General features: G+C 72.1%; 16 protein-coding genes. 8 read left to right on the forward strand and 8 right to left on the reverse strand.

Annotated elements, in window-relative coordinates; genetic code table 11:
- Positions 1-2: 2 nt before the first annotated feature.
- Positions 3-1,358 (reverse strand): sensor histidine kinase, encoded by a 1,356-nt coding sequence (locus JOF36_RS24475; RefSeq protein WP_210031136.1) that lies wholly within the window; start codon positions 1,356-1,358, stop codon positions 3-5.
- A gap of 107 nt (positions 1,359-1,465) precedes the next feature.
- Here JOF36_RS24475 and JOF36_RS24480 point away from each other — a divergent pair, with 107 nt between their 5' ends.
- Genes JOF36_RS24480 through JOF36_RS24500 form a run of 5 tightly spaced genes read left to right on the forward strand, consistent with a single transcriptional unit; the run spans position 1,466 to position 5,909 of the window.
- Positions 1,466-2,398, forward strand: a complete 933-nt coding sequence (locus tag JOF36_RS24480; RefSeq protein WP_210031139.1) for a hypothetical protein — start codon at positions 1,466-1,468, stop codon at positions 2,396-2,398.
- A 51-nt stretch (positions 2,399-2,449) separates the two neighbouring features.
- Positions 2,450-3,166 (forward strand): GntR family transcriptional regulator, encoded by a 717-nt coding sequence (locus JOF36_RS24485; RefSeq protein ID WP_210031141.1) that lies wholly within the window; start codon positions 2,450-2,452, stop codon positions 3,164-3,166.
- Between the two features lie 23 nt (positions 3,167-3,189).
- Complete coding sequence (locus tag JOF36_RS24490; RefSeq protein WP_210031143.1) at positions 3,190-3,474, forward strand: hypothetical protein; 285 nt, start codon at positions 3,190-3,192, stop codon at positions 3,472-3,474.
- A complete protein-coding gene (locus JOF36_RS24495; protein ID WP_210031144.1) occupies positions 3,471-4,946 on the forward strand; it encodes a sodium:solute symporter family protein in 1,476 nt (491 codons plus the stop codon). Before JOF36_RS24490 ends, JOF36_RS24495 begins: the two co-directional genes overlap by 4 nt.
- A gap of 39 nt (positions 4,947-4,985) precedes the next feature.
- Positions 4,986-5,909, forward strand: a complete 924-nt coding sequence (locus JOF36_RS24500; protein WP_210031146.1) for an oxygenase MpaB family protein — start codon at positions 4,986-4,988, stop codon at positions 5,907-5,909.
- Positions 5,910-5,913: 4 nt separating this feature from the next.
- Here the strand turns inward: JOF36_RS24500 and hisI are convergent, their stop codons facing one another.
- The 3 genes from hisI to priA are packed head-to-tail and all read right to left on the reverse strand — an operon-like array spanning position 5,914 to position 7,795.
- On the reverse strand, positions 5,914-6,276 hold the full coding sequence (gene hisI, locus JOF36_RS24505; RefSeq protein WP_210031148.1) for a phosphoribosyl-AMP cyclohydrolase: 363 nt from the start codon (positions 6,274-6,276) through the stop codon (positions 5,914-5,916).
- Positions 6,273-7,046 carry an imidazole glycerol phosphate synthase subunit HisF gene (hisF, locus tag JOF36_RS24510; RefSeq protein ID WP_210031150.1) on the reverse strand — a complete coding sequence of 258 codons (774 nt, stop codon included), beginning with the start codon at positions 7,044-7,046 and terminating at the stop codon, positions 6,273-6,275. Before hisF ends, hisI begins: the two co-directional genes overlap by 4 nt.
- Positions 7,047-7,048: 2 nt before the next feature.
- Positions 7,049-7,795 (reverse strand): bifunctional 1-(5-phosphoribosyl)-5-((5-phosphoribosylamino)methylideneamino)imidazole-4-carboxamide isomerase/phosphoribosylanthranilate isomerase PriA, encoded by a 747-nt coding sequence (gene priA, locus JOF36_RS24515; protein ID WP_210031154.1) that lies wholly within the window; start codon positions 7,793-7,795, stop codon positions 7,049-7,051.
- A gap of 69 nt (positions 7,796-7,864) precedes the next feature.
- On the opposite strand from priA, the gene JOF36_RS39395 reads away from it, so the two are divergent.
- Both JOF36_RS39395 and JOF36_RS24525 read left to right on the forward strand, forming a co-directional pair.
- Positions 7,865-8,233 (forward strand): DUF6027 family protein, encoded by a 369-nt coding sequence (locus tag JOF36_RS39395; protein ID WP_210031155.1) that lies wholly within the window; start codon positions 7,865-7,867, stop codon positions 8,231-8,233.
- A gap of 158 nt (positions 8,234-8,391) precedes the next feature.
- Positions 8,392-9,768: a TetR/AcrR family transcriptional regulator gene (locus tag JOF36_RS24525; RefSeq protein ID WP_210031157.1), complete on the forward strand. Its 1,377-nt coding sequence runs from the start codon at positions 8,392-8,394 to the stop codon at positions 9,766-9,768.
- Positions 9,769-10,268: 500 nt separating this feature from the next.
- On the opposite strand, the gene JOF36_RS24535 is transcribed toward JOF36_RS24525, so the two are convergent.
- From JOF36_RS24535 to JOF36_RS24550, 4 genes are all read right to left on the reverse strand, one after another.
- Positions 10,269-11,552 carry an MFS transporter gene (locus tag JOF36_RS24535; RefSeq protein WP_210031160.1) on the reverse strand — a complete coding sequence of 428 codons (1,284 nt, stop codon included), beginning with the start codon at positions 11,550-11,552 and terminating at the stop codon, positions 10,269-10,271.
- Positions 11,553-11,558: 6 nt separating this feature from the next.
- Positions 11,559-12,437 (reverse strand): VOC family protein, encoded by an 879-nt coding sequence (locus JOF36_RS24540; RefSeq protein WP_307862573.1) that lies wholly within the window; start codon positions 12,435-12,437, stop codon positions 11,559-11,561.
- 64 nt (positions 12,438-12,501) lie between these two features.
- Complete coding sequence (locus tag JOF36_RS24545) at positions 12,502-13,668, reverse strand: acyl-CoA dehydrogenase family protein (RefSeq protein WP_210031164.1); 1,167 nt, start codon at positions 13,666-13,668, stop codon at positions 12,502-12,504.
- 25 nt (positions 13,669-13,693) lie between these two features.
- Entirely contained in the window at positions 13,694-14,545 is an 852-nt protein-coding gene (locus tag JOF36_RS24550) for an alpha/beta fold hydrolase (protein ID WP_210031166.1), read from the reverse strand.
- A gap of 248 nt (positions 14,546-14,793) precedes the next feature.
- On the opposite strand from JOF36_RS24550, the gene JOF36_RS24555 reads away from it, so the two are divergent.
- Complete coding sequence (locus tag JOF36_RS24555; protein ID WP_210031168.1) at positions 14,794-15,621, forward strand: IclR family transcriptional regulator; 828 nt, start codon at positions 14,794-14,796, stop codon at positions 15,619-15,621.
- Positions 15,622-15,673: the final 52 nt, after the last annotated feature.

The following is a 15,673-nucleotide window of genomic DNA, read 5'->3' on the forward strand; positions in this document are numbered from 1 at the left end:
TCCTACCCCGACTGTCCGCTGTCGTCCTCCCGCCGCGCCGGGGTGGCGACACCGGTGGTCCGGTCGGCCCAGCCCGACCGGGCAGGCGTTGGGCCGGCCGGACCAGCCGGATCCGTGGGCGGCGCCGCGCGGCCGGCCGGGAACGCGGCGTGCAGGACCCAGCGGTCGCCGTCCGCGGCGGCGGTGAGGGTGCCCCCGAGCAGCGCGGCCCGCTCCCTGGCGCCTGCCAGGCCACGTCCGCCGCGAGCGTGCGGCGCCACCGGCCCGCGGGCGTTGGCGATCCGCAGTTCCAGGCCGCTCCCGGTGCGGCACAGGCGCAGCTCGACCGGTCCCGGCCCGGCGTGGCGCAGGGCGTTGGTCAGCCCCTCCTGGACGAGCCGGTAGACCTCCCGGGACACCGCCGCCGGGACGCCCGCGGCGGAGTCCACCTCGGACCGCAGGTCGAGCCCGGCCGTGCGCGCCGAGTCGAGAAGGGACCCCAGTGACTCGAGGTCGCGGACCGGCTCGGGGGCGTCGTCGTCCTCACGGAGCAGGCCGAGCACGTGGTCGAGGTCGTCGAGGGCGGCCCGGCCGGTCTCCGCGATCGCCTCGAGGGCACGGCGGACGAACGCCGGGTCGGTGCCGAGCAGCTCGGCGGCCACCCCGGCCTGCATGGTGGTGACGGTCAGCGCGTGCCCCACCGAGTCGTGCAGCTCCCGGGCCAGCCGGGTGCGCTCGGCCTGCCGGTCTGCACGGTGCCGTGCGGCCGCCAGCTCCTCGGCGAGCTCCGCGGCGCGGCGCTGCCCGGCGTCCGGTCCGAGGAACCACGGGACCAGTCTCGCCTGCAGCGCGCCGGCGGCGACCAGCAGGGCGAGCGTCACCGGGACGAGCACCAGAGCCAGCGGCGGCGCCCACCAGGCCGCGGTACCGGTCGGCAGTGGCGGGTAGGGCTCGAACGGGGTGGCGATCAGCGCGACCGTCATCGGCACCGCGAACAGCACGGCCGTCGCGGCCACCGCACCGAGCCCGGCGCACACCACCAGCCACCCGGCCGCCCGGATCCTGGCCGGGAACGGGACCCGGGCCGCGGCGGGCTCGGCAGGCAGGTCGGCGTCGAGCAGCGCGCGGGCGGCTGCGACCAGCAGCTCCCGCACACCGGGCAGGACCGTGACGCCGGCGGCGATCAGCACCACCGGGACCGTCAGGCCGATCATGGCTCCGGTGCCCGTGCCACCGGCGGCGGTGAGCACCAGCACCCAGCCGGCGCCCAGGTAGGGCAGCAGGATCACCGCGCCGAGCAGCACGTGCAGCACGCGGCGGTAGGTCCGCGCCGACAGTGCCCACCGTGCGGACCGGGCCCACCGCGACGACTCCCCCACGCGAGGATCGTCGCAGAATCCCCCGGCCGGTCGTTCCCTCGCGAGAGGGAGCCCGTCCACCCGCCGGCGGGAGGTCCGGCCGCGTACGCCCCGCCAGTCTCGACGCCATGACCTCACACGACGTCCACGACACACTCACCACCCGCCGGGTGCTCGGCGGTGTCGCCGCCCTCGCGACCCTCCCCTACGTCTCGATGAAGATCGCCTGGCTGACCGGGAACCCGGTCGGCGTCCTCGATCCACGCATCCTCGAGGGCGCGGGGATGCCGGTGATGAACGCGATCACCGTGCTGATGGACCTGTGCGTCGTCGCACTCGCGGTGGCACTGGGCAGCCGGGGCGCCCTGCGGCTTCCCGCGCTGGTGGTCCTGCTGCCCGCCTGGGTCGCGACCGGGCTGCTCGTCCCGATCGCGCTCGTGTCACTGCCGATGACGATCGCGCTCCCCACGCCCGACGACCTCGCGATGGCCACCTGGGTGCGCCCGATGGTCTACGGCGGGTTCACCGTGCAGGGAGCGTGCCTGCTGGCCGCGTTCACGCTGTACGCCCGCGACCGCTGGGGGGTCCGGCTCGCGGACCCTTCCCCGGCGCCGGACGCGGTGCAGCCACTGCTGCGGGCGGTCGCCGGTGGCGGCGTCGTCACCGCGGTGCTCGCCGCGGGCCTGCAGCTGCTCGGCGGTGCGCTCACCGGTGAGCCGATCGCGCTGGTCCCGGCCGCGGTGACCGCGGCGCTGGTCGTGGCCGGCGCGGCCGGGGTGTGGCGGCTGGCCGCCGGCCGGTCGGGCACGGCCCTGGTGACGGCGGCCTGGATCGGGAGTGCGGTGGCGTTCGCCGACGGCCTGTACGCCACCGCCATCACGATGGGGGCGACCGATCTGTCGACGGGGGCCGCGTCGCCTGCGGCCGGGATGTCCCACGTCGTGGGGCTGCTGGCCGGGTTCGCGCTGGCCGTCGCCGGGCTGTTGGCGGTGTCGGGTAGTGCCGACTCTCGTACACAATCTGATCGAGTCCGCGGGAACGATCTGCAGATCGGCGCTTGAGTTGCGGTACGAATCGCTCTACCTTGTGCACAATCACGAAGAGGTGAACACATGACGGAGAGGGTTCTGCCGGCTCGGGCCGGCGGCGAGCAGGCCGTGGACCGGGTGCATGCGGTGCTGCGGGCCGAGATCCTCGACGGCGTCCGCCCGGCCGGCTCGCGGCTGCGCGAGGAGGAGATCGCCGAGGCACAGGGCACCTCCCGGACGCCCGTCCGGGAGGCGATCCGCCGCCTCGCCGCCGACGGTCTGGCCGTGCTCACCCCCCGCCGCGGCGCCGAGGTCGTCGCCTGGGACGAGGAGGACCTCGACGAGCTGTTCGACCTGCGGGTCGTGCTCGAGGGCCACGCCGCGGCCCGGGCCGCGACCTCCGGCCGGGCCGACACCGCGCGGCTGTACGAGCTCTGCGACCTGATGGAGGTGCTGCGCCGCCCGGCGGGCGACCCCGACTACGCGGAGATCACCCGGCTGAACCTGGAGCTGCACCGCGAGGTGCACCGGGCGGGCGGCCGCCGGGTGCTCCCGGAGCTGGTCGCCCGGGTGGTCGAGGCGCCCCTGGTGCAGAGCACGCTGCGCCGCTACAGCACCGACCGTCTCGACCGCAGCTTCGCCCAGCACCGCGACCTCGTCGCCGCGATCGAGGCGGGCGACGCCGACTGGGCCCGTGCCGTGATGACCGCCCACCTGCGTGCCGCCCGCGAGGTCGTCCGGGCCGCCGCAGCCCTGCCGACGCCCGTACCGACATCCGTAGCGACAGCCGGACCGACCTGACCACCACCGACGAGGAGGACCGCGTGGAACAGCGCCGCTCCCCGAGCCCCCCGCCCGCCGCCGAACGCGAACCGATCCGCTCGCCCTGGCTCTTCGCCGTCCTGCTCGGGCTGGTGCTCGCCGGGACACCCCTCTGGTACCCGACCGGCCAGATCGGGCCGCTGGTGCTGGGCGTGCCCCTCTGGTTCGCGATCTCCGTGCTCAGCACGGTGGCGTTCGCCGGGTTCACGTCCTGGATCTGCCTGCGCCACTGGAACCTCGCCGAGCCCGCGGAGGACGCGCCGGTGGCCGGAGGTGAGGACCAGTGAACGACCTGATCTTCGCAGGCCCCGGTGGGGTCGCGATCCTCTGCGCCTACGCGGTCGTCATGCTGGGGATCGGCTGGTACGCCGGTCGCGGCGGCAGCGACACCACCGCCCGGGGCTACTTCACCGCGGGTGGCGGCCTCGGCATGGTGACGCTGTTCTTCACGCTCTACGCCACCCAGTACAGCGGCAACTCCGTCGTCGGCTACGCGCCACAGGCCTACCGCTCGGGCTTCCTGTGGTGGCAGTCCGTCCCGTTCATGATCGCCGTCATCGCGGTCTACCTGCTCTTCGCGCCGCGGCTCTACGTCCTGGCCAAACGGAAGGGCTTCGTCACCCCGACCGACTTCGTCCGGGACCGCTTCGGCAGCACCAAGCTGAACCTGCTCACGATCGCCCTGATGCTCTGGGGGCTGGGGAACTACGTCCTCGAGCAGCTCGTCGCCATGGGCCACGGCGTCGCGGGCCTCACCGGCGAGACCATTCCCTACGAGGTCGGCGTCATCGGCTTCATCGTCGTCATGCTCGCCTACTCGTGGACCGGCGGGATGCGCGCGGTCGCGATGACCGACGTCCTGCAGGGCGTCGCGATGCTGGTCGGGATCGGCGCGCTGCTGGTCGGGGCCATGTACCTGACCGGCGGTATCGGGACGCTGACGACCTACCTGGCCGAGACCTCGCCGGAGCTGGTCGGCGTGCCGGAGAAGTCCGACGCGGTGAACTGGCTCGCGATGATCATCATGATCGGGTTCGGCGCGTCCGTGTACCCGCACGCGATCCAGCGCGTCTACTCCGCGCGCAGCGAACGCACGCTCAAGCGCTCGCTGGCGGTCATGGCCTGGATGCCGCTGGTCACCACGGGCGTCGTGTTCGTCATCGGCCTCGCGGGGCTGCAGCTGTTCCCCGGGCTGGGCACCGAGGAGTCCGAGCAGCTCGTCGGGCTGATCGCGAACGAGGTCGCGGCCACGAACATCGTGCTGTACCTGCTGATGATCCTGCTCTTCGGCGGCATCGTGTGCGCGATCGTGTCCACCGCGGACTCGGCGGTGCTCTCGTTCGCCTCGGTCGTCGCCGGCGACCTCTACGGCCGCTACATCGCCCCGGACGCTCCCGACCGGCGCAAGGTGCTGGTGGGCAAGCTGGTCAGCGTCGCGATGGTGTTCGTGCTCCTGATCCTCGCGTGGAACCCGCCGGGCACGCTCTACAGCATCTTCGTGCTCAAGTTCGAGCTGATCGTCCAGCTGGCACCGGTGTTCATCCTCGGCCTGTACTGGAAGCGGATGGCGGCCGGGCCGACGTTCTGGGGCATGCTCGCCGGTGCCGTCGTCGCCGGTGGCGCCACCCTCCTCGACGCGGGCCCGTTCTACGGGGTGCCGGCCGGGCTGGTCGGGCTGGCCGCGAACGTCGTCATCTGCGTGGCCGGCTCGCTGCTGATCGCCGGCCGTTCCGCGCCGGTCGGGTCGGCCCGGACCTGACCGGTGGCCGGGTGCCCGGGCCGTCCGCACACTGGAGTGATGACCCTCCCGCTGCCCCGGATCCCGGACTCCGTCACCGACCGGCTCGCGACCCTGCGGTCGCGGGCCGGTTCGGCGGTGTTCTCCCGGGTCGCGGGCGAGGAGGGCTCGGGCCGGCGGGCCCGGATCCTGGGCGCCGAGGGGCCGCGCTGGTTCGACGACGACGCCGCGATCCGCCGGGTGCACGGCGACGCGTCGATGTTCGTCGGCGGGTTGCGGGCGCTGCTGCTGCAGTCGCTGCACCCGCTGGCGATGGCCGGCGTCGCCGGGCACTCCGGCTTCCGCGGCGACCCGTGGGGGCGGCTGCAGCGCACCTCGTACTTCCTGGCCGCGACGACGTTCGGCCCGGCCGAGGAGGCGGAGCGGGTGATCGAGCGGATCCGGCACGTGCACTCGTTCGTGCGCGGGACGGCGCCGGACGGGCGCGCGTACTCGGCGTCCGACCCGCACCTGCTGCGCTGGGTGCACGTCGCCGAGATCGACAGCTTCCTCGCCGCGCACGACCGTTACGGGCGCGAACCGCTCGACCCGGCGGGGCGGGACCGCTACGTCGCCGACACCGCCCGGGTCGCGCGCGAGCTCGGGATCGCCGACCCGCCGGAGACGGCGGCCGAGCTGGCCGACCAGATCGCCGGCTACCGCCCGGAGCTGCGCGGCACACCGGAGGCCCGCGACGCCGCCCGGTTCCTGCTGTTGGAGCCGCCGCTGCCGCTCGCCGCCCGGCTGCCCTACGGGGTGCTGGCCGCGGCGTCGGTCGGGTTGCTGCCGCGCTGGGCCCGGGCGCCGCTACGGCTGCCGTGGTTCCCGGTCACCGAGGCGACCGCGGTCCGGGCGGGCGGGACGCTGATCACCGCCGGGATCCGCTGGGCGACCTCCGCGCCACCGCAGCCGGTACCGCCGCCGATGCCGCCGGTGCATCCGTAGCCGGTCAGCTCCCGGCGAGCAGGACGTGGGTGTCGAAGCAGGTCCGGGTGCCGGTGTGGCAGGCCGGGCCCTCCTGGTCGACGACGACGAGCAGGGCGTCGCCGTCGCAGTCCAGCCGCACCTCGTGCACGTGCTGGACGTGCCCGGAGGTGTCGCCCTTGACCCAGTACTCCTGCCGGGACCGGGACCAGTAGGTGCCACGGCCGGTGGTCAGCGTGCGGTGCAGCGCCTCGTCGTCCATCCAGCCGACCATCAGCACCTCGCCGGCGCGGGACTGGACGACGGCGCAGACCAGCCCGTCGGCGTCGCGCTTGAGCCGGGCCGCGATCGACGGGTCCAGCTGTGACTCGGTGACCCTCGGGCTCATCGGATCTCCACCCCGCCGGCGCGCATCGCGTCCTTGACCTCCCCGATCCGCAGCTGCCCGAAGTGGAAGACGCTGGCGGCCAGCACCGCGTCCGCCCCGGCCCGCACGGCCGGGGTGAAGTGGTCGACGCTGCCGGCACCGCCGGAGGCGATCACCGGGACGTCCACCACCTTCCGCACTGCCTCGATCATCTCCAGGTCGAACCCGGCGCGGGTGCCGTCGGCGTCCATCGAGTTGAGCAGGATCTCCCCCACGCCCAGCTCCTGGCCGCGGGCGGCCCACTCGACGGCGTCCACCCCGGCGGAGCGGCGCCCGCCGTGCGTGGTCACCTCGAACCCGGACGGCTGCGGCTTCTCCCCGTCGGGCACCCGCCGGGCGTCGACCGAGAGCACGATGCACTGCGAACCGAAGCGCCGCGACATCTCGTGCAGCAGCTCCGGGCGGGCGATCGCGGCGGTGTTCACGCTGACCTTGTCGGCGCCGGCGCGGAGCATCCGGTCGACGTCGTCGGGGGTGCGGATGCCGCCGCCCACGGTCAGCGGGATGAACACCTGCTCGGCGGTGCGCCGCACGACGTCGATCATGGTGCCGCGCTCGGAGGAGGACGCGGTGACGTCGAGGAAGGTCAGCTCGTCGGCGCCCTCGGTGTCGTAGACGCGGGCCATCTCGACCGGGTCGCCCGCGTCGCGCAGCTCCTTGAAGTTGACGCCCTTGACCACGCGCCCGGCGTCGACGTCCAGGCAGGGGATGACGCGGACCGCGACGCCCATGCTCAGCCCACCTTCCGCACGGCCTCGAGGGCCTCGGGCAGGGTGAACCGGCCGGCGTAGAGGGCCTTGCCGATGATCGAGCCCTCGATGTTCACGCCGGTCGCGGCGACCTCGGCGAGCCGCACCAGGTCGGCGACCTCGGAGATCCCGCCGGAGGCGACGACCGGGGCGCTCGTGGCGTTCGCGACCTCGGTGAGCAGCTCCACGTTGGGGCCCTGCAGCGTGCCGTCCTTGGAGACGTCGGTGACCACGTAGCGGGCGGCGCCGTCGCGGTCGAGGCGCTCCAGGGCCTCCCAGAGGTCGCCGCCGTCGGTGGTCCAGCCGCGGCTCGCGACCCGGCGCCTGCCGTCGATCATCTTGACGTCCAGGCCGATCGCGATCCGGTCGCCGTGCTCGGCCAGCACCTTCGCGCACCAGCCGGGCTGCTCCAGCGCCGCGGTGCCGAGGTTCAACCGGGCGGCGCCGGTGGACAGCGCGCGCTCCAGGGACTCGTCGTCGCGGATGCCTCCGGACAGTTCCACGGACAGGTCCAGTCGTCCGACGACCTCGGCCAGCAGCTCGGCGTTCGAGCCGCGGCCGAACGCGGCGTCCAGATCGACCAGATGGACCCACTCGGCGCCGTCGCGCTGCCAGGTCAGAGCGGCCTCCAGGGGAGAGCCGTAGCCGGTCTCGGTGCCGGCCTCGCCCTGCACCAACCGGACGGCCTGGCCGTCGACGACGTCCACCGCGGGGAGCAACGTGAAACTCACGCGTCCAGCCTACGAGCGACGCTCGTGCCACGACCGGGCGCGTCCCGACCCGCCGGTAGCGTCGCCACGGTGAGCAGTGCGGAATCCGAGCCGAGCGTCCCGGTGCTGCGGCTGGAGGCCTGGAACGGCCCGATCGCCGACGACGACCCGGACGCCCGCTTCAAGGAGCAGATCGCCGAGTACGGCCGGCTCGACCCGACCGTCACCCTGGCCGGGTTGTCGGAGCACCTGGGCATCCCGCCCGGGGCGCTGGCCCGCGCGATCCTGGCCCGGTGGGCGTCGGAGGGCAGCGCGGGCCTGCTGGAGCTCGGCCCGCCGATGGTGACCCGGCTGCTCGGGATCGTCCGCGACGCCGAGGCCACGGGCACCGACGACGCCCGCCTCGCCGCCTACCACCGGCTCGCCGGGATGCTGGGCTGGCTCGCCGCCCCGCTCTGACCCCCGCACACCGCACGAGGGGCACACCAGGGCTGCCGGACCATGATCGAACTACTCTGCAGTGCCCCTCGCGGCCGCCGCCGGACCTCGGGGTGGTCGCTACTCTGGGCCGGGTGATCAGCGCTGCGATGTGAGTCGACCGAGATGATGTGACCGGTGTGCGAAGGAAGACGTCTCGTACCCACGCCCGGGGCGAGGAGTCCCGGCAGCGGATCCTGTACGCAGCGCTCGAGATCGCGGTGCGACGGGGCTACGACGGCACGACCATCGGCGCGGTGAGCGCGGCCACCGGTCTGCCGGCGAGCTCCCTGTACTGGCACTTCGAGAACAAGGACCAGCTGCTCGCCGCCGCCCTCGACCTCAGCTACCGCAGGTGGCGCCACATCGCGCCGTCCTGGAACCGCGAGGCCCCTGATGGCTCCGACGATTCCGATGACGACTCCGATGGTTCCGGCGCAGTCGCCCCGCCACGCTCGGAACAGATCGAAGCCCAGCTCCGGCAGGCCGCGACCGGGTTCGCCCGCCAGCCCGGCTTCTGGCGGTTCGGTCTCATGCTCGCGCTCGAGCAGCGCCCGGTCGAGCCCGCGGCCCGCACCCGTTTCCTCCAGATCCGGACGGAGGTCGTGGCCCGGATCGGCGCGTGGTGGGAGGGGGCCCTCGCCGCCGAGTTCCCCGCCGCCGGGTTGCCCGATGTGAGCCCGGAGGTCCCCCGGCAGCTCGCGCAGCTGACGCTCGCCGCCATGGACGGGCTGTTCATCGCCGGCCAGGGCCGGACCGATCTCGACACCGACGCCGTCGTCCGGCGGCTGGCCGCCGGCCTCGACGGCGCGGCCGTACGACTGACGTCCGGATCCTGCGCACCCGTCGAGGGCCCGGTCCCGGCCCCCCGCGCCCGCCCGCCGGGCGCCGTTCCCCCAGCAGCCGGTGCGACGAGCCGGGAGCGCGTCCTGCGCGCCGCGGCGGAGATCGCCGCCGAGCGCGGGTACGAGGGCGCGACCATCTCGCGCGTCTGTGCCCGGGCGGGGCTTCCTCCCACCTCCGTCTACTGGGCCTTCGACGACAAGGACGAGCTGCTCGCCGCCGCGGTCGAGCACAGCTTCGAGGAGTGGCTGGCCGAGCGGCCGGCCTGGCCCGTGCCCCCGGCGGACGGGTCGTGGCCGGACGCCCTGCGTGCGCATCTGGGCCAGACCCTGCGGTCGCTCTCGGGGTCGCCCAACTTCCTGCGCATCGGGTTGCTGCTGCTCCTGCAGCTCCGCGAGACGACGCCGGAGGCCCGCGCGGTCTTCCTCCGGATCCGCCGCTCCCTCGACGAGCGTGTGGCCGGCTGGTTCGGCGAGGCTCTCGGTGAGACGGTCACGGCCGAGCAGCCCGAGCTGCCGCGCCGGTTGGCGACGCTGCTGATGGCGTTCTCGGACGGCTTGTTCCTGTCCCACCAGCTCGACGGCGTCGTCTGGCACCCCGATCTGTTCGCCGACCTGCTGGTCACGGCCTTCGAATCGGCATCGCGATCCACGGTCGGGACGACGTCGGCGTAGAGGCCGTGCCGGCTCCGCTCAGGGGCCCGGCATGTCGTTGTGCGAAGTGCCGCAACAGTCAACGAAGCAGTGCCGTCAGCCCGTCGCTATCGGTAGACGTCGCTGCGCCGGTCGATGTGCACGATCTCTACTCGGTGTCCGTCCTCGACGATGGCGTACACGACCCGGCCCGAAGATGAACTCGACGCAGGCCGTCGCGATCTTCTCCGGCAACCGCTCCAGGTCACGGGCGGCACAGGCCGTGACCCGGACTTGGTAGTGCTCGCTCACGTGACCCCGTAGCGGGCCTTGATCTCGTCGTTGTCGGCGAATCGATCAGCCGTGATGTCGGCCTGTCCCTCCCGGACCGCCTGCACGGCGCCGGGAGTGCCGAGGATCGCCAAGGTCTCCTCGATCGAGGCGAGATCATCGACAGAGATCAGTACGGCTGCGGGGCTGCATCAACCAGGTAGGTGTCGCCGGTGGCCCCGTACCTGCCCCGGCCGCGGGCCACGTCCCGCTCAGGCGCTCGGCGTCGGAGGACCGAGCTCGACCGCATCCCCCTCGCGTGCCGGCGGGGCCACGCGGGCGGCGGGCGGATAGCGGTAACGCCCCATCGTCAGTGCCAGCACGCTCGACACGGCCAGCCCGACCCCGAAGGCGACGAAGGCCGGGGTGTACGACCCGGTCGAGTCGTACACCACCGCGAAGGCGAACGGGCCGAACGCGTACCCGAAGGCCAGCACGGCCATGAAGATCCCGTAGATCTGGCCGAAGCACCTGACGCCCATGTAGCGCGAGACCATGTAGGACACCAGGTCGCCCTCCGCGCCGAGCGCGGTGCCGATCAGCAGGGCACCGGCCACCGCGAACCCGAGACCACCGTTGGCGACGAACACGAAGCCGAGGATCGGCGAGGCGAAGACACAGGCCGCCACCACCGGGGCGTGCAGGTAGTCCAGGAGGAACCCGCCGACCAGCCTGCCGAACATCGTGGCGATGCTCATCAGGGAGACGATCCCGATCGCCTGTCCGACCGACACCCCGCGGTCGGTCAGGAGCGGCACCATCTGCACGATCACGCCCGGGACCGCCGCCCCGACCAGCAGTACGGCGACGAAGAGCTGCCAGAACCTCCGGTGGCGCAGCGCCTCGCGCAGCTCCATCCCGGGCACATCGCCGACGTCGTGACCGGCGTCCAGCTGCGGCACCTCGTGACGGTGCGGCTCGCGCAGCACGGTCACGGCGAGCGGCAGTACCACCACCAGGAGCAGTGCACCGAGCCCCAGGAAGGCGAATCGCCAGTCCACGAGCTGCAGAAGGGCTCCCACGTACTGGGGCACCAGGGCGACACCGATCGCGCCGCCGGTCCCGATGATGCCCATGGCCAGACCTCGGCGCCGGTCCATCCACTCGGAGGCGAGCTTGTAGTAGGGGACGCCGTTCTGTGGTGTGGTCACGATGCCGAGCAACCCCATGACGAGGAACCACACCACGATCGACGGCGGCACGACCGCGAGCACGCCCAGCAGGACAGCGCTGACGACGACCCCGGGAATGACCACCCTGCGGAAGCCGTACCTGTCCAGTAGGCCGCCCATCAGGGGCATGACCAGCGCGGCCGTGAGCGCGAACAGGCTCAGCGCCCCGGTCACGGTGGATCGCGACCAGCCGAACTCGTCACCGATGGGCTTGATCATGATCCCGTACGGCGTCAGGACCAGGGCGTTGACCGACAGGGTCATGGCCAGGGTGGACGAGCCGACGACGAACCACGCACGACGTCGGGCGGTGGTGGGCGCCATGGCTGCTCAGACGTCCGGTTCGCTGGGGTCGGTCTTCCGGTGGCCCCAGAAACTGGCCACGTCGTAGCGCGACGGGGTCCAGGTCTCGTCGACGATCTTGCCGCCGTAGCCGTACTCGATCTGGAAGCCGGACGGGGAGACCACGTAGAACGACAGCATCTCGTCGTTGGAGTGCTTGCCGAACGTGGCCGCCACCGGGGCGGCTCCGTCCTGCACCCGGTCCCAGGCCCGCCCGACGACGTCGATGTCGGAGGTCTCGAACATCAGGTGGGCGACGCCCGGGGGCGCGTCGGGGATCGGTGCCCACGCGAACGAGTGGTGGCGGGGGTTCACGTGGGTGAAGGTCCCGTAGGCGCCCGGCCCGAAGTCGATGTAGTCGCTGATCCGGAAACCGAGGATATCGAGGTACAGCGCGGTGTAGGCGTCGTCGTCGCTGACGAACTGGAAGGCGTGCCCCAGACCGCCGGACCCGGTGACGAAGGTGACGCCGGTGGGCGACACGAAACGCGACCGGTCGTTCTTCAGCCCGTAGTAGAGCTCGAGCCGCCGGCCGTCCGGATCGTCGAACGCGACGAGGCCGCTGACCTGGCGTTCCCGTACGGCTTCCGTGCTCTGGCGCTTCACGGCGTACCCGGCCCGTTCCAGCGCCGTCGCCAGCTCCTCGAGCTCGTTCGGGCCCGTGACCTCCCATCCCAGTGCGGATACCTCGTCGATGTCGCTGCGCCGGATGTCGAGGCGGTAGGCCTTCTCGTCCATCCGCAGGAGCAGCCGGTCCGCGGTGTGCTCGACGACCTGCAACCCGAGCAGGTCGACGGCGAACTCCTTCCAGGCGACGAGATCGGTCGCCGACACGATGGCGTATCCCAGGCTTCGTACTGCTGCCACGACAGAACCTTTCATCCGGTGACCCGCGGGTCGATTTGAGCCGGCCCGGTGGACGCGGCTGTGCTCACCAGCCGAAGGGGTCGGGCTGGAGTCCGAAGAGGTCGAGTCCGTAGGCCTGGTACATGGGCTCGGCGACGTTGCAGACGTGGTTCAGGCCGGCATGCAGATCGCGCCAGAAGCGCTGCATCGGCCGGTTGCGGTGGATCGCACCACCCCCGGCGTGCGCGAACAGCCGGTCGACGGCATCGACGGCACGGCGGACGGCGCGGACGCCGTTGCGACGGTTCTGCAGGCGCATCGAGTCGGAGATGGTTCCGCCGGCGGCCACGACGTCGTACATGCGGTTCCAGTCATCGAGGAATTGCGTCCGGCCGGCCGCGATGTCGGCCGCCGCAGCACCCAGGGTGGACAGCTGCGCCGGATCCGCGGCGGTGACCGTGCCCTTCACCGTGACCCGCGTGCGCGAGTGATCGACGAATGCGCCGAGCGCGCCCTCCGCCATCGCGAGGGTGGCGCAGTTGATGGCGGCCGGGAATATCGACCCGAACGGGAGCTGGTAGAGCGGCTGGTCCCGGCCGACGACGCGGGCCTGGACACCGTTCTGGAATTTCGCCGGTTTGTTGACGCGGTAGTCCGGCACGAACGCGTTGTCGATGGACACGTCCTTGCTCCCCGACCCGCAGAGGCCCATGACATTCCACGAGTCGTGATGGATCGTGTAGTCCGGGCGCGGAAGGACGAAGTTGTACGGCTCCGGATCCGTCACCTCTCCGTTCTCGTCGGCCTTAAGCCCGCCGAGAATGGCCCAGTCACAGTTGTCGGTGCCGGACGAGAACGGCCAGCGGCCGCTGAACACGTAGCCCCCGTCGACCGGCCGGGCACGTCCCATGGGCGCGTACGGCGACGCGATCCACGTGTCGGGGTCATCGCCCCACAGCTCGTCCTGCAGACGCTTGTCCCACTGGCCCAGCTGCCACGGGTGCACGCCAACGACGCCGGACACCCAACCCGTCGACCCGCAGTACGCCCCGAGCTCCAGCACCGTCTCGAAGAACTCGACCGGATGTGCTTCGTAACCGCCGTATTCGGCCGGTTGCAGCATCCGGACCACACCGGTCTCCCGCATTTTCCGTGCGGTGGCGTCCGGCAGGCGACCCAGCTGTTCCGCCTCCGCCGCGTGGTCGCGGAAGTGGTCGGCCAGCTTCTCGACGCGCTCCAGTACCTTGTGCATCGCTACGCCCTTCCGATCCCCGGCATCAGTTGTTGCGGACGAACTCCGCGACGATTCTGTTGAACTCGTCCGCGTGTTCGATCTGGGTCCAGTGACCGCACCGGTTGAACAGCACCAACCGCGAGTCCGGGATCGTCGAGACGAGCCGCAGGGAGTGCTCGTAGTGGACGACCCGGTCGTCGCGGCCGTGGATGAGCAGCGTCGGGGCGGTGATTCCTGCGACCTGCTCGGGTGTCGCGCCGGACCGCACCGGTCCCCCACCGGCCATGCCCGCGAGGAAGTTCTCGAGGTGGTCGGGGCGGGCGTTGGCGCCGTCCGCCCGCAGCCGGGCGAGCTCGTCGGTGGCGAACTCCGGCGAGAAGGTCATGATCTCGACCAGTCGCTTCATGACCTCCGGGGTCGGATTGCGGTACCCCTCGAAGAGGATCTTGAGCCCCTCGGAGGGACCGTCACCGGGGCCGAACACGGTGGGGATACCGGGGAAGCTGCCCGACCCCATGGTGACCAGGTGGGAGACGCGCTCGGGGTAGCGGGCGGCGAACGTCAGGCCGGTCATGCCCCCCATCGAGTTGCCGACGAGGGCGGCCTGTTCGAGGCCGAGGTGATCCATGAGCTCGACCACCGCGTTCGGGTGGTCGTAGTCCTCGGGGCGGGCGGCGTCCGACCTCCCCCAGCCCGGTGCGTCGAGGGCGATCACCCGGAAGGACTCGGCGAGCGGACCGATGTTGGGCCGGAAGTTGCTCCAGCCCGTGGCGCCGGCACCGCTGCCGTGCAACAGGATCAGCGCAGGGCCGTCGCCGGCCTCGTTGTAGTGCAGTTTCCAGCTCTTCGTCCGGGCGAAGCGGCTCGTGCTGTCGTCGGTCAGCTCCGTGCTCATCAGGGCCTCTCGCGTCGTCGGGTGGTGCGTCGTTTGTCCCGTGGCGGAGTGAACGCGGCCGGGAGCCGTTGTGGGTGTTTCGTGTGCCGGTGGACGGCACAGCGATCGAGTTTCCTTGTCGCGCAACGGGTCTCGGTCAATCCTTGTCGCTCCCTGTATCGACCGTTACAGTGATCGGCGTGCTGCAATAACGATCACGAATCGTGGTGGTTCCCGTCCTGTTGCCGCCCCGAGAAAGGCCCCGGTCGATGACGCCCGAGCTTCGCGAGGCAACCCCGCTGCATTCCCGTGCAGATCCGCGCGACCCGCTGGACCGCACCACCGCCCCGATCGATCGGCAGACGGGGTCGACTCCGGTCAGCAAGGCACTGCAGCTACTCGATTCGTTCCGCCAGGGCGGGCCGAGCCTGGGCGTCAGCGAACTCGCCCGGCGTGCCGCCCTCCCGAAGTCCACCGCGTTCCGGTTGCTGTCCTACCTCGAGCAGGGCGGGTACGTGGAGCGCGCCGGGACGAACTACACGCTCGGCTGGCGGCTGTTCGAGCTCGGCAACCGGGTGCAGCACTGTCGTCCGCGCGGGTTACGGGAGATCGCCCACCCGCACCTGAGCGAGCTGTACGCCCGCACCGGCCACCTGGTGAACCTCGCGGTGCTGGAGGGAGCCGAGGTCGTCTACCTCGACAAGATCCACGGGCGCCGCGCTGTGCGGACCCCGACCGCGGTGGGCAGCCGGATGCCGGCCTCGTGTGTGGGACTCGGCAAGGCGATGCTGGCCCACAGCGGCCAGGAGGGGCTGCGCCGGGTGATCAGCTCGGGCCTGGAGCGCCGGACCCCCTACTCGATCACGGAGCCGGGGCGGCTGCTCAAGGAGCTCGAGCGCATCCGCACCAGCGGCGTCGCCTTCGACCACGAGGAAGCGGCCCTGGGGCTCGCCTGCGTCGCGGCGCCGATCCTGGTCGGCGGGCGTTGCCTGGCAGCGATCTCCATCTCGAGCGCGACGACCCGCTTCAACCCCGGCGCCATCGTCGCGCATGTCCGCAGCGTCGCGCAGAGCATCTCCGCGGAGCACCCCGGCTAGGACCGCACGAGGGGCGCACCAGAGCTGTCAGAACATGATCGAACTACTCTGC

This window comes from Pseudonocardia parietis (assembly GCF_017876315.1).
Classification (GTDB): Bacteria; Actinomycetota; Actinomycetes; order Mycobacteriales; family Pseudonocardiaceae; genus Pseudonocardia; species Pseudonocardia parietis.